The organism is Haloarcula halophila, from assembly GCF_029278565.1.
GTDB classification, from domain to species: domain Archaea; phylum Halobacteriota; class Halobacteria; order Halobacteriales; family Haloarculaceae; genus Haloarcula; species Haloarcula halophila.
The window spans coordinates 2,267,846-2,281,106 of sequence record NZ_CP119559.1 but is presented as its reverse complement, the minus strand read 5'-3'; the positions used below and the strand labels follow the sequence as shown (position 1 = coordinate 2,281,106).

At 65.6% G+C, this 13,261-nt stretch carries 16 protein-coding genes; 9 read left to right on the top strand and 7 right to left on the bottom strand.

What is annotated here, in order from left to right; all coding sequences use genetic code 11:
* The first annotated feature begins 24 nt into the window (after positions 1-24).
* The 3 genes from P0204_RS12095 (at position 25) to rnhB (ending at position 1,258) form a co-directional block, all read left to right on the top strand.
* On the top strand, positions 25-189 hold the full coding sequence (locus P0204_RS12095; protein ID WP_276179542.1) for a hypothetical protein: 165 nt from the start codon (positions 25-27) through the stop codon (positions 187-189).
* Positions 190-191: 2 nt separating this feature from the next.
* Positions 192-524, top strand: a complete 333-nt coding sequence (locus tag P0204_RS21080) for a type II toxin-antitoxin system RelE family toxin (protein WP_379801829.1) — start codon at positions 192-194, stop codon at positions 522-524.
* A 98-nt stretch (positions 525-622) separates the two neighbouring features.
* Complete coding sequence (gene rnhB / locus P0204_RS12090; RefSeq protein ID WP_276179540.1) at positions 623-1,258, top strand: ribonuclease HII; 636 nt, start codon at positions 623-625, stop codon at positions 1,256-1,258.
* Between the two features lie 75 nt (positions 1,259-1,333).
* On the opposite strand, the gene P0204_RS12085 is transcribed toward rnhB, so the two are convergent.
* From P0204_RS12085 to P0204_RS12070, 4 genes are all read right to left on the bottom strand, one after another.
* A complete protein-coding gene (locus P0204_RS12085; RefSeq protein WP_276179538.1) occupies positions 1,334-2,884 on the bottom strand; it encodes a preprotein translocase subunit SecD in 1,551 nt (516 codons plus the stop codon).
* Positions 2,881-3,750: a protein translocase subunit SecF gene (gene secF, locus P0204_RS12080; RefSeq protein WP_276179536.1), complete on the bottom strand. Its 870-nt coding sequence runs from the start codon at positions 3,748-3,750 to the stop codon at positions 2,881-2,883. The genes P0204_RS12085 and secF overlap by 4 nt, the downstream gene beginning before the upstream one ends.
* 61 nt (positions 3,751-3,811) lie before the next feature.
* Positions 3,812-4,279 carry a DUF5812 family protein gene (locus P0204_RS12075; protein WP_276179534.1) on the bottom strand — a complete coding sequence of 156 codons (468 nt, stop codon included), beginning with the start codon at positions 4,277-4,279 and terminating at the stop codon, positions 3,812-3,814.
* A 182-nt stretch (positions 4,280-4,461) separates the two neighbouring features.
* The gene (locus P0204_RS12070) at positions 4,462-6,330 is read right to left on the bottom strand and encodes a hypothetical protein (RefSeq protein WP_276179532.1); all 1,869 of its coding nucleotides are present in this window, start codon (positions 6,328-6,330) and stop codon (positions 4,462-4,464) included.
* A gap of 409 nt (positions 6,331-6,739) precedes the next feature.
* On the opposite strand from P0204_RS12070, the gene P0204_RS12065 reads away from it, so the two are divergent.
* Positions 6,740-6,934, top strand: coding sequence for a hypothetical protein (locus P0204_RS12065; RefSeq protein ID WP_276179530.1), 195 nt, complete (start codon positions 6,740-6,742; stop codon positions 6,932-6,934).
* Positions 6,935-7,053: 119 nt separating this feature from the next.
* On the opposite strand, the gene P0204_RS12060 is transcribed toward P0204_RS12065, so the two are convergent.
* On the bottom strand, positions 7,054-7,569 hold the full coding sequence (locus P0204_RS12060) for a DUF8056 family protein (protein ID WP_276179528.1): 516 nt from the start codon (positions 7,567-7,569) through the stop codon (positions 7,054-7,056).
* Positions 7,570-7,665: 96 nt separating this feature from the next.
* On the opposite strand from P0204_RS12060, the gene P0204_RS12055 reads away from it, so the two are divergent.
* The 3 genes from P0204_RS12055 to P0204_RS12045 are packed head-to-tail and all read left to right on the top strand — an operon-like array spanning position 7,666 to position 9,998.
* Complete coding sequence (locus tag P0204_RS12055; protein ID WP_276179526.1) at positions 7,666-8,961, top strand: glucose-6-phosphate isomerase; 1,296 nt, start codon at positions 7,666-7,668, stop codon at positions 8,959-8,961.
* 51 nt (positions 8,962-9,012) lie between these two features.
* A complete protein-coding gene (locus tag P0204_RS12050; protein WP_276179524.1) occupies positions 9,013-9,804 on the top strand; it encodes a CPBP family intramembrane glutamic endopeptidase in 792 nt (263 codons plus the stop codon).
* Positions 9,805-9,851: 47 nt separating this feature from the next.
* Complete coding sequence (locus P0204_RS12045) at positions 9,852-9,998, top strand: CopG family transcriptional regulator (RefSeq protein WP_276179522.1); 147 nt, start codon at positions 9,852-9,854, stop codon at positions 9,996-9,998.
* 9 nt (positions 9,999-10,007) lie between these two features.
* Here the strand turns inward: P0204_RS12045 and P0204_RS12040 are convergent, their stop codons facing one another.
* Together P0204_RS12040 and P0204_RS12035 are read right to left on the bottom strand one after the other, a co-directional pair.
* Positions 10,008-10,466 (bottom strand): NOB1 family endonuclease, encoded by a 459-nt coding sequence (locus P0204_RS12040; protein WP_276179520.1) that lies wholly within the window; start codon positions 10,464-10,466, stop codon positions 10,008-10,010.
* On the bottom strand, positions 10,467-10,706 hold the full coding sequence (locus P0204_RS12035) for a PRC-barrel domain-containing protein (protein ID WP_276179518.1): 240 nt from the start codon (positions 10,704-10,706) through the stop codon (positions 10,467-10,469).
* A 91-nt stretch (positions 10,707-10,797) separates the two neighbouring features.
* Here P0204_RS12035 and P0204_RS12030 point away from each other — a divergent pair, with 91 nt between their 5' ends.
* Complete coding sequence (locus P0204_RS12030) at positions 10,798-11,337, top strand: plastocyanin/azurin family copper-binding protein (RefSeq protein WP_276179516.1); 540 nt, start codon at positions 10,798-10,800, stop codon at positions 11,335-11,337.
* 78 nt (positions 11,338-11,415) lie between these two features.
* The gene (infB, locus tag P0204_RS12025) at positions 11,416-13,221 is read left to right on the top strand and encodes a translation initiation factor IF-2 (RefSeq protein WP_276179514.1); all 1,806 of its coding nucleotides are present in this window, start codon (positions 11,416-11,418) and stop codon (positions 13,219-13,221) included.
* The last annotated feature ends 40 nt before the right edge of the window (positions 13,222-13,261 follow it).

Sequence of the window (13,261 nt, the reverse complement as noted above, 5' to 3'; positions counted from 1 at the left end):
CCGATAGGCGGCAGATGGTACAGTATGTCGAGCGATTCCGACGATCCAACGCCCGCTGAAACCGAAGCTGAAATGCTTCCAGACGAGCGGGCAGCGATCGCTGAGCGTGGATCTGACCTCGATGAGATGGACGACGAGTTTCTCTCTATCGACGAGCTGGCAGAAAAGCTCGACTTCGAGCGCCAGTAAGCATGCCACACGCGCCGTCGAGTTTTCGGATACATCCCGCTGTTCTGCAGGACATCGAACAGATTAAGCAACACAACCCGGACCACGCTCGACGCTGTTTCGATGCAATCGAGGACTGGGAGCGACAGCTACGGTGGGGGCGAGTCCCCCAAGAGCAGATGACGTATCTCACTGGCTCGGAGCGATACAATTTCTATCGGGAGTGGGTGGGTAGAAGTGGCTACCGAGTCATCTACGAGATCTCAAACGACACGATGACAGCCCTCGCAGTCTTACCGAAAGGCGACGACACATATGACCTAGACGAACTGGACCAGCGGATGAGTCAACTCTGAGGGGAGCAAGCGTGGAAGTCGTTGCCACTGGAGTACCACTCGACTCACCACCCTGACCGACCACAACGGCTTTGCGCGCGGCCGATAAGGATCGGACCATGCCATTCGGCGTCGACGAAGCCGGCAAGGGGCCGGTATTAGGATCGATGTTCGCCGCCGCGGTCCGTGCCGACCCCGGGACCCTCCCCGACGGCGTGGGCGACTCGAAGGAGATCCCGCCGGCGCGACGTGAGGAGTTGGCAGCGACGATCCGCGAGCGGGCCGACGCGGTCGGCGTCGCCGAGATCCCCGTCGAGCGCATCGACGACCCCGAGACGGATATGAACACGCTGACGGTCGCCGCCCACGCGGAGGCGCTGTCGGCGGTCGCACGTGACGGCCTCTCGGGACGTGTCGACGCGGGCGACACCGACGCCGAGCGGTTCGGCCGACGGGTTGCCGACCGGGTCGACGCCGGCGTGACGATCGACGCGGAACACGGCGCCGACGAGACGGACCCGCTGGTGGGTGCGGCCTCGATCGTCGCCAAGGTCGAACGGGACGCCCACGTCGAGACGCTGGCTGCCGAGTACGGCGCGGTCGGCTCGGGATACCCGAGCGACCCCACGACACGGGAGTTTCTGGCGGCCTACGTCGCGGCCAACGGGCGACTGCCCGCGTGTGCGCGCTCTTCGTGGTCGACCTGCGAGGACGTGCTCGCGGCCGCCCAGCAGTCGACGCTGGGGGAGTTCTGAACGGTCGGTATCACGGAAGCGGAGAAAGGGAACTGTACTGCGGCGATCGAACACGAAACCGCCTGCGAAGCGGTTTCAGTCCTCGTCGAGGACGAAGCTCCGGAGGATGTCACCGTAGGCCGGCCGCGTGACGAGTACGCCCAGCAGGACGCCGACGATGGTGATGATGGCGAACCCGGAGAGGTCACCGAGTGAGAGTACCATCAGCGGACTCATCGCTACGATGGTGGTCGCCGCCGCCGCGCCGATGACCCAGAAGGCCTTCCGGAACCGGCTCTGGAACACCCGCCCGGTCTCGATGTTCCCCTGTTGGAGGATCTCGTCGGCGATGATGATGAGGTCGTCCACCCCCGTTCCGATGACCGCGATGAACCCGGCCAGGTGTGAGAGGTTCAGCGGATACTGGACGAACGCGACGAACCCGAGCAACAGGAACACCTCCGAGAGTGCCGTCACGACCATCGGCGCGGCGACTTCTTTCCGGCCGTAGCGGGCGTAGACGACGAGGCTCACGGCCAGGACCGCAAGCAGTCCCGTTATCAGCGAGTTCTGCTGGAACTGCTGGGCCAGCGCGGGGTCGAGCGAGATGCTCTGGGAGTTCTCGAAGTCAAGCGGTGCCGGCAGGCGGCCGGCCTTCAGGTTCAGTTCGATCTCGCGGGCCATGTCCATGCTCTCGGCCGGCAGGACGAACACCGGGTCGTTCTTGAACGTGTTCTCGCGGAACGACTGTGCCAGCCCCGGTGCGACACCGCGGGCGTAGAAGGGCTCGCCGTTCAGCGTCGCGACGAGACAGCTTCCCTGTGTCTGCTGGATGTCGCTGTGGTTGTAGTTGGTACAGCTCCGACGCTGGTCGAAGCCGGCGTCGACCATCTGCTGGCTGAACCGTTCGGCCGCCGTCTCCTCGACGGTGACCCGGGCGATCGGTCCCTCAGTCTGGGAGTTCTCCGACGCCACGCCGGCGAACTCGTCCTGGGAGAGGACCTGCTCGCGGACGTAGGTCCCGTTGTCCGCCTGGTGGACGGCGTACATCCGGACGATACCCCGCTCTTCCAGGATACGGACGAGGTCCTCGCGGTCACGGCCCGGTGCGGTGATGCTGATGAACTGTCCGCCGCCGGGTGCGCTGACCGTCTGGACCGAACCGCCACTGAGTGCGGAGGTCTGGATCTTGTCCTGGACGCTCGTCACCATCTGCTGGCGTGTCTCGCGAGTGACGCCATCGCGGATCGTGTCGGGCTGATACCCCTCGGCTTCCAGCGCTGCGCGGAACTCCTCGCGAGTGACGTTGTTGGTGAACACCTCGACAGCGCCGGTGTCCCGCTGTTGGTCGGGGGCTCTGACATCGACGTCGATCGGGTCGATCCCGAGCCGGTTCGCGACGTTCTGTGAGAGCTGTGCCGAGTCGTTCGGGTCCACGGCGACGCCTTCGGCCGTCTGGCCGACGACGGGTGCCCGGATGCGGGTCCCGCCGCTGAGCTGGATCCCGTACTGGAGGTTCGTCGGCGCGTCGCTCGTTGCGTTGCCCGTGTCACCGGCCGGAACGCCGGGGACGAACAGCGCAAGCGCGGCGCCGATCAGCAGGACCACCAGCAGGGCGATCCGCCAGTTCTCCTTGAGACTGCTCATCGGTTGACCCCCTCGTACTTGTACCAGCGAAGCAGCGTGACGTTGAGCATGTAGGTGTTCATCAGGTCGGCAGTCAGGCCGAGGACGAGGACGAGCCCGATCGAGGCCATCAGGTCGATGCCGAAGGCAGTGGCAGCGACCGCCATGACCGCCATCGCTGCGATCGAGGTCACCGTCATCGTCACACCGGTCTGCATCGCCCGGTAGGTCGACTCGTAGAAGCCACCCGAGCGCCGGAGGACGTGGTTGTTCAACAGGATGTCGGAGTCGACGCTATACCCGATCAGCATCAACAGCGCGGCGACGGTCCCCAGCGAGAGTTTGATCCCCACCAGATTCATGATGGCGATGGGGATCATGATGTCCGAGAACGCGGAGATGACGATCGCGATGCTCGGGACGAACGTCCGGAACAGCGCGAACGCGAGCAGACTCATCCCGAGGAAGGCGACGCCGACGCCGATGACGGCCAGGCGCTGGTTCTCCGACCCGAAGATGGGCGACGTCGATCCGCTTCGGAGGATCGTCAGCTCGCTGTTCGCCTCCGCCGTCGATCTGATCCCGTCGATGTCCGACGAGTCGAACGTGACGACGTAGCGGTTGTCACCCTGCTGGATCGCCTGGACGGAGACGACCGGTTCGTCGAAGATCTGTGATGCTTGCTGTTGTGTGAGAGACGATGACGACTCGACTGTCAGTTCCGACCCACCCGTGAAGTCGATCCCGGGTGTCACTGGCGACCCGGTCATGGCCCACCAGCCGGCGATGACCAGCAGGGCCAGCCCCAGTACGACCAGCGGAACCGCCACGAGTTGGCGGTTCGAATACTGGGTATAGTCGACTTCAGGGACCTCGAACGCGACCATGGGCGACGGTGTGAGAGCGGGCCGAATAAGCCTTCCTTTATTCGAGTGACGGTTCGGCCGATCAATCGGGGAGGTATCGGACGCTGACGACGCCGCTGGCGGTCCGGATCTCGACGCGGTCGACACCGAGTCGGGCCGCTCGCGAGACGGTCGCTTCGTCCTCGATAACCTCCGCAGCGGCCGCGTCGGCCCCGTCCTCTTCGACGGTCAACACGTGGAGTTCGCCCTCGCCGGCCCGCTCGCGGGTCGTCAGTTCGCCGACGGGCTGGTCGGCGGCCAGTTCCTTTGCCTGTGTGGTCGGTTCGAGGTCGGCTCGCTCGACCGGGATGGTCCGCTGGTCGCGCAGCGAGGCTACCTCGTAGGTCACCTCCATGGGCGGTTCGGGTTCGAGAACCCCCTCGACGACCTCGCCGGCCTCGACGCCGGGGTTCTTCGAGAGCGTGAACACCTGTGCGTTCGTGACGTCCCGCAGCGTCGCCGACCCCTCGTCGGCGTGGGTCACCAGAAAGGTTCCGTCGGTCGCTGTCATATCCCGGCGTAGCCGGTCAGGGCTCTTTCGGGTTTCGACCGCGGTTATGACCTCCCGGGAGAATCCGTTGTCCGTCAGTACGGGAGCGACCGGACGACAGCGTCCGGCTGGTCCGGAAGAACCATCGAGTCGGACGGGAGACGACATCCCGACGAGTCTCGTCGGCGCAGAACCGTTCCCGGTCAGTTGACCGCTTTCGACAGCTCCGCCCCTGCTTTGAACTTCACGTCGTTCCCGGCGTCCGCGGCCCCGGTGAGATGGAGGACTGGCGCGTCGAGCGCCGTCACGACCGACCACGCGGGGGCGTCGCGCTCGGCCTCGCTCGGACAGCCGCCGGTGTCGTGCCTGGCGAGCGCCTCCCGGGACTGGACGCCCCAGCACCAGACTTCCCCGTCGTCCCGACACACCGGACCCGCACCGGCGGGAAGGTAGTCGGCGTTCGGGTCGTACGGCGCACTGAGCGTCACGTTCGCGTACGTGGTCCGTCCGGGCCTTTTTCGGCCCGTGACGCGGGACTGGAGGTCGACGCCGCCGTCCTCGATGTCCGAGCGCGTGACCCCAGCGACGACGTTCGGACCGTCGGCGGTCAGGAGCGTCGCACTGTCCTCGTAGAGCGCGCCGTCGTCGATCTGCCAGCCGCCGACGTAGAGCAGTTGGTCGTCGTGACGAATCCGGCGCACGTACAACAGCGCGGGCAGCGGGAGCGGACTGTCCGGCGGCGTCGCCGCCACGGGAACGACGAACGTCTCGGACACGGCGGCCTCCCCCGAGGCCGTCTCCTCACTCCAAGTATCGTAATCGAAACAGCACTCGGGGTCCGGATCACAGCAGTCGCCCGAGATTCGCGCCATCGGCTCGGACCCGTCGAAATCCGGCGACGCCCCGGTGACGACGACACCGCCCGAGGTTCCGAAGGCGGCGACGCTCCGAGCGGTCATTCCCCGACGGATATCGTTCTTGTCGATGCCACGGAGCTGTGACCCGACAGCCTCACCGACTTCGAGCGTCGACGTGAGGAGGTTCCGGCACGCCAGCTCCCGATGGACCGCGACGTCCCGGTCGCTCTCGGCACACCCCTCTGCGTCCCGTTCGCCGACGAAGTACGAAAGTACCCGCTCGGGTGTGAGTTCCGCGGCCAGCGCTGGTCCGTCACCACGGACTTGTGCGTCGGGGAGGCTGACGACGAAGCGTTCGCCGATCGTCGGTTCCCCGTCAAGGTAGTCGTATAGGGATTCCGTGCCGTCCAGGACTCCGTCGTCGTCGCTGTCGAGGTCGTCAAAGATGTCGTCGACATCGCCCTGGACGGTACGGCGGGCCTCCTGGAGGGATCGCATCGCGGCGTCCCACTCGCCCGCGTCCACGGCATCGTCCGCGTCTCCCGCGCGCTGTCGTACCGTCTCCATGTGCTCCCGGATCGTCCCGCAAACGTCGGTGGAGCAGCGTTCGATCCGGTCGCCTTTTTTCAGCGCCTTCGTGGTCGCGTTGATGAACGCGTCGAGCGTGACCGTCGCGTCGTCGGTTGCCTGCTCGTCCACGGCCGCGATGGCTGCGTCGGCGTAGACGAGCAGCGATCGCTCGACGTCGAGCAGGTCGACGAGGTCGTCGATACCGTCGGCGTCGGAGTCCCCGTCGCCCGGGCCGGCCCACCAGATCGAGCTCGGTTTGTTCGAGCGCGAGGAGTTGTAGTCCTGGGCCTTCGTGGGCGTGCTGGTACTCCAGCCGTCGATCTCGATGTCCCGTGAGGCGGCCTGGAGTGCCGGCGGGACGTAGCGGACATCCACCGGGTCACTCCGGTAGAACGCGGTCCCCTCGTTTTCGCCACCACTCGAAGAGGTGCCTCCAGACCCGTCGTAGAAGGCGGCTGGCGACGCCTCCGTGGTCCCGACTGCCTCGGCACCGACGCGGTCTACCAGCCCATCGAGCGCTGTACAGCCAGCGAGGCCCCCCAGTGCAACCGCGCCACCGGCTGCGAGGACCGCTCTGCGCGTCACTCGGGAGGGGCTGCCCGTACTATCAGCCGCTTCGATAGTTGTTCCTGTTCTATCATTCATGTACACCATTACGCTGCGCGGTATATAATCTGTTCAGCGCATATGACAGTCTCCCGACCAGTATGGATCGCCTAGCAGAGAGGCTCACCTCGCGCTCAAGGACTGGATGCTCACCACGAAACCACAGAAGCGACTGCGGCAACCGTCGGCGCAGTGGTGCACCGGGGAATATCCGGTCAGATCGGGCGCGAGAACTGTGCGCTCGGGTTCTGTCTACGGGCCGCGCGAGACGGCGGAACGCTCCGCGAGTCGAAACCGAAGGTACAGGGGTTATTGGAATTCTCTGTAGATGATACATTCTGTCCCGATTCCGATCAGTACAGCTAGTATATTTATCATTTTAGAATCCGGAATTCTACCAACCTTATAAACCAACACGTTATTTACTTCCGAAAATGGAAAGCATTCTATGGAACTCCTCGGAATCCATCTCGGATTTATACGAAAACTGTACCTCGCTCTCGTGGCATTCTCGGTGAGTTTGGCCGTTATAAGTCGTGGGATATCGGTTTCTTCAGTAACAAACGGCATCATGTTCGGTGTAGTTGTCTTTTCACCAGTCGTGTTCTGGGATGTGGTGAGAGTAAAACGAAATACAGTTTGAATACTAACTCGTTCAGTTCGTAGTTCTCATCGATCGGCCGTTTCATTCGGGTATCTGTCTGTAAAACTTCAGTTCAACGGAGCCAAGCGACACTGTCGTTCACGAGGTTCGACTGCCACCTACCGCAACAGCCGATGGACGAGATACAACACGCCGACAGCGAGTAGCGGCGGCGCCAGGCCAGCGAGTTGCGGGAGCGCGTACAGCGTGGCGACCACGGCGCTCCCGGTCGGTTCCTGGAGCGCCGGCGGAACCGAGATGATCAACCCGACGTACAGCGACGCCACGAAGCCCAGCGCCGCCAGCCCCATCCCGCGGTCGTAGGCCGTCGAGGACCCCTGTCGGCGGTGGCGACGGGCGACGAGCAACACCGGCGCGAGCAGTGGGGCGACGACCAGCAGGCCGACGAACAGGAAGAACGCCCGCGAGAACGTGAACGTCCCGCCCCTGACCGACGCGCTCGCGCCCAGGAGGACGACGATGCCGAACACGAACATGAGCGCGATGCCGACCGTCAACAGGAGGGCGACCCCGACGTACATTTTGAACAGCAACGAGTCGCTGGCCCGGAAGGCGTAGGGGAACGCCCCCGGGAGGCCGTTGTACGACTCCGGTTCGTCGGCGGCGGCTGTCATTAGCCGTCGTAGGGACAGCACGCGGTTAAGCGCCGTGTTCTTGTGCGCCTACCCGCGCGGGAACGAGTTATATAGGCGGGCTTCGAGCGGGGAGGTATGTACGTCGATATCGGTGCAGCGCTGGCGTCGGTCGCCGATCCGGGGGTCGAGGAGAGCCGACTGGACGACCTCGACGACCGGGTTCGGGACGCACACGAACGCATCGCCGCGGGACGGGCCGACGACGAGTTCGGCTATGCCTCGCTGAACCTCCCCGAACGGACCGACCCCGGTGCGATCCGGGACGCCGTCGAACCGGTCGCGGACGCCGAGTACGTCATCACGGTCGGCATCGGCGGCTCCGCGCTGGGGGCACGGACGATCACATCGGCGCTGGCCGAAGCGCCCGAACGACACGTCGTGTTGGACAACGTCGACCCCGAGCACGTCGAGCGCACGCTTTCGGAGCTCCCGCTGTCCGAGACGGCGATCAACGTCGTCTCCCGGTCGGGGACCACCGCCGAGACGCTGGCGAACTTCCTGGTCGTCCGGGCGGCCTACGAGGAGGCCGGCGTCGACTGGACGGAGCTGACCGTCGTGACCACGGGCGAGGCGGGGCCGCTCCGGGAACTGGCCGACGCCGAGGGGCTGCCGACGCTGCCGGTCCCCGAGGGCGTCCCGGGGCGGTTCTCGGCGCTGTCGGCCGTCGGGCTGGTCCCGCCGGCGATCCTGGGGGTCGACGTCGAGGGCGTCGTCGCGGGTGCCGCCGCGGTCGCGGACGACCTCGGGCCGTCGCTACAGGACACGCCGGCCTACGCCTACGGCGCCGTCGCCCACCAACTCGAACGGGAGGGAGCCGCGGTCAACGCCGTGATGCCCTACGCCGAACGGTTGGAGTCGTTCGCCGAGTGGGTCGCACAGCTGTTCGCCGAGAGTCTCGGGAAAGACGGGCACGGCCAGACGCCCGTTCGAGCGCTGGGTGCGACCGACCAGCACTCCCAGCTACAACTGTATCGGGCCGGCCCCGCCGACAAGGTGGTCACGTTCGTCCGCCCCGGCGAACGGCCCGACCTGCCGATCCCGTCGGCCAGCCACGAGGCGCTGTCGTATCTCGACGGCGTCGACCTGGGCGAACTCATCGACGCCGAGTACGAGGCGACGGTCGCCAGCCTCCCCGCGGCCGACCGCCCGGCGATCGAACTGGAGATCGATCGGCTCGACCCGCAGGGCGTCGGGGAACTGCTGTACGCGATGGAGGCGGCGTGTGTCCTGATGGGCGAACTCGCCGGCGTCGAGACGTTTACCCAGCCCGCCGTCGAGTGGGGGAAACGGGCGACCCGGGCGCTCGTCCAGGGCGAGACGACCGAGGAGACCCGCGTCGTCGACGAGCGGCCGAGTCACGTCGTCGACTGAGTCGGTCGATGGGGTCTTGAACGTCCGTCGCGTACCACCGCCTACCAATCGATGGCACCGAACCGCCCGTACGTCGAGATCGCAGACGGCGAGACGATCCTGGTGAGTTCGATCCGCGCGGTCGCGGTCGTCGCGTCGGCGTTCGTCCTCGCAGCGCTGCTCGGTCAGGTCGGGATGAGCGCCGTCGGCGTCCAGTCGGTCGAAGCCCTCCAGGGAGACCCGCTGTTGAACGCGAGCGTCCAGGGCCTCTCGTTCGTGGGCTTTCTGGCCGCCTCGGCCGGCTACCTCTGGCTCCGCCGGGAGCCGGATCTCGTCCACGTCCGGTCGCCGACGCTGTCCGACGCCGGCTGGGCGCTGGTCGGCGTCGTCGGCATCCTCGTGGCCGCGCTCGTGATGGGTGCCGTCGTCGAGGCGCTCTCGGCGCTGGCCGAGGCGCTGTTCGGCACGGAGATCACGACCGGGCAGAACAGCATCATCACGCAGGGCCAGGAGAACCCGCAACTGTTCCTCTATATGATCCCCGTCGCGCTCTTCCTGGTCGGACCGGGCGAGGAACTGGTCTTTCGCGGCGTCGTCCAGGGGCTGTTCCGGCGCTCGTTCGGCGTCGTCCCGGGGCTGGTCGTCGCCAGCGGGCTGTTCGGGCTGGGTCACTACTTCGCGATCAGTAGCGGAAGCGCCTGGACGTACATCCTCGTCGCGGGCGCGCTCGGTATGGTGCTGGGTGCGATCTACGAGTACACCGAGAACATCGTCGTCCCCGCGGTCACGCACGGCCTCTGGAACGCCGGACTGTTCGCGATCCAGTACTATCTCGCGACGACCGGCGCGCAACTGCCTGCATGACGGCCGTCTGACGGGTGTTTATCCCGGCAAAGGGCAAACGTAGTGCCATGCCAACCCGGTATACGGTCGTGTGCAACGACGACCAGTCCCGGGCGATCGAGACGCTGGCGCGTCGTTACGGCATCACGACGGAGGAAGTGATCCAACAGCTCATCGAGTCGGGACTGGACGACATCGAGAATCAGCCGATGTGACGCCGGCGACTACGCGGGGTTCTTCCGCGAGAGCGAACTGCCACACACCGGACAGCGGTCGTGGTTCTCCTCGAACTCCCGGCCACAGCCAGCACACTGGAACAGCCAGTCACGGCGTTCGGTGATCCCCTCACGGGCGATGACTTCGACAGTCACGTCGAGTTTCTCCGCGACGTTTTGCATCGCGTAGTCGTCGGTGACAAGCGTCCCGTCGAGTTCGAACGCAGCGGCGATAAGTTGGATGTCGGTCCCGGAGAGTTCGGCGAGGTCGCCGGTCTCGCGGGCGGCGCGCTCGATGCGCTCGACGGTGTTTTCCTCCGGGATGTGGAGGTGCATCCCCGAGCCTTCCAGCGCGTCGAACCGATACGCGGCCTCGTCTTCGAGTTCCTCGCGGACCTCCGGCACTGCGGCTATCCGTTCTTCTGTGTGGTACTCGTTGATGAAAGCGGACGAATCGAGAACGTACATCTAGCGTTGGACGATCATGTGGTCTTTCACGGCCTTGACTCGTTCGACGGGAACGAGCAGGCGGCCCTGGTCGCTGTACTCGAACTCGCTGTCGCGGACGGTTTCGGCGGGATCGATGATGAGGTGTTCGAGCGATCCCGAGGTCAGATCCATCGTGATGTTGTAGAGGCTGCCGAGTTCGGCGCCGTCAGTACCCATCACGTCTTTTCCGGAGAGGTTCTCCGCGAGTATCTCTGCCATGTCCCCATGTTCCGAGTGGGGTTACATAAACGCCACGGGGATGTCTGACGCCCGGCACGGCACTTATCCGGATCAATCCCCGAATCTAGCCATGAAACGGACCAGACGGCGGTTCCTCGCGGTACTGGCTGCCGGTGTCACCGGAAGCGTCGCCGGCTGTGGGGGCGACGGTCGTTCCGAGACCCCGACCGAGACGGCGACCAGGACTTCGACAGCGACACCGACGGAGACGGCGACAGTGACAGAGACGGCGACACCCACGCCAACCGACACCGCGACTGCGACGGCCACGCCGACCGAGACGGCGACGGCCACTGCGACGCCGGCCACCGACCCCGACCAGGTCGTCGCCGTCGCACCGGACGGGTTCGTCTTCGCGCCGGAGACGTTCGAGGTACCAGTCGGCGCGACCGTCCAGTGGCGCTGGGAAGGGGATTTCCACAACGTCAAGCCCGAGGACGGCGGGGCTCCCGGGGCCAGCGAGTGGACCGGGACGCCCGGCAGCGAGAGCAAGACCTACCGGACCGGCTACGTCTACGACCACACCTTCGACGTGCCAGGGGAGTACAGCTACTACTGCCACCCCCACCAGAGCCTCGGGATGGTCGGGTCGTTCACCGTCACCGAGTAGAGCGGACACCGGTCGAGCGAATGACGACGAACTTAACTGGTGTGGCCGACTGGGTTCTGCCAACTTCTGGAGCCATCTATGTCTGACACGGACCCCCCAGAGACGGACGCTGACACGCTCAGAACGCCGATCGTGGCTGTCCTCGGCCACGTCGACCACGGGAAGACGAGCCTGCTCGATCGAATCCGCGGCTCCGCTGTCGCCGCCGGCGAGTCCGGCGCGATCACCCAGCACATCGGCGCGACCGCCGTCCCGCTTTCGGTGATCTCGGAGATCGCCGGCGAGCTGGTCGACCCGACGGACTTCGACCTCCCGGGCCTGTTGTTTATCGACACGCCGGGACACCACTCGTTCTCGACGCTTCGCTCGCGGGGCGGTGCGCTCGCGGATATCGCGATCCTCGTCGTCGACGTCAACGACGGGTTCCAGCCCCAGACCCTGGAGGCCATCGATATCCTCAAGCGGACCGAGACTCCCTTCATCGTCGCCGCGAACAAGATCGACACCGTCCCCGGGTGGCGACCGAACGAGAACAGCCCGGTCCAGCAGACGATGGAGAGTCAGTCCGAGCGCGTCCAGTCGGACCTCAACGAGAACCTCTACGAGATCATCGGTGAACTCTCCGACAACGGCTTCTCGGCGGACATGTACTGGCGTGTCCAGAACTTCCAGGCCAACATCGGCGTCGTCCCGGTCTCGGCCGAGACCGGCGAGGGCGTCCCGGACCTGCTGACGGTGATGATGGGCCTCTCCCAGCGGTACATGAAAGAGGAGATGGCCATCGACGCGGCCGGTCCGGGCGTCGGGACGGTCCTCGAAGTCAAGGACACCCAGGGCTTCGGGACGACACTGGACGCCATCATCTACGACGGGACGATCCGGGCCGACGATACGATCGTCGTCGGCGGACTCCAGGGGCCGATCGTCACGGACGTGCGCGCCCTGCTCCGCCCCCGTCCCCTCGAAGAGATCCGGACCGAACAGACGTTCGAGCAGGTCGACGCGGTCGCCGCCGCCGACGGGGTGAAGATCGCCGCGCCGGACCTCGACGGGGCGATGGCTGGCGCACCCATCCGCGTCATCCGGGACCGGAACCGCAGCGAGGTCATCGCGGAGGTCGAATCCGAACTGGCCGGTATCGAGGTGACCACCCAGGAGGAGGGAGTCGTCGTCAAAGCGGACACGCTGGGCTCGCTCGAAGCGATCTCCAGCACACTCGAAGAGGAGGAGATCCCGATCATGCGCGCGGAAGTCGGCGCCGTCGCTCCTCGCGACATCCGCGTCGCGGAGACGGCCAACGAGCCGACACACCGGGCGATCCTGGCGTTCTCCGTCGAGGTGCTCGACGACGCCCGCGATCTCGCCGAACAGGAGGAGGTCAAACTGTTCGAGAACGACGTCATCTACCAGCTCATCGAGGAGTACGACGACCACGTCACCGCTATCGAGGAAGCCCAGCAGGAACAGATCCTCGAAAACATCACCCGACCGGCGAAGTTCCGGGTCCTCAAAGACCACACCTTCCGACAGTCCGATCCCGCTGTCGTCGGCGTGGAGGTGCTCTCCGGACTGTTGCGGCGGAACGTCAACGTCGTCCGCTGGGAGGGCGGCGACCCCAAGCGTGTCGGCCGGCTCAAGACGATCCAGGACGAAGGCGAAGACGTCGACGAGGCACGGACCGGCGAGCGGATGGCTGTCTCCATCGACGGCCCGACCGTCGGCCGCCAGATCGAGGAAGGCGACGACCTCTGGGTGGAACTCCCGGAGAAACACGCGAAGATCCTCGAACAGGAACTACGGGAGGACATCTCGGTCGACGAACGCGAGGCGCTGTCGATGTATCTGGAGAAGCGCCGCGAGCAATCGCCGTTCTGGGGCAAGTAGGGAGACAAAGGGCATTTGAAACCGAAGGTCGAAATCACGG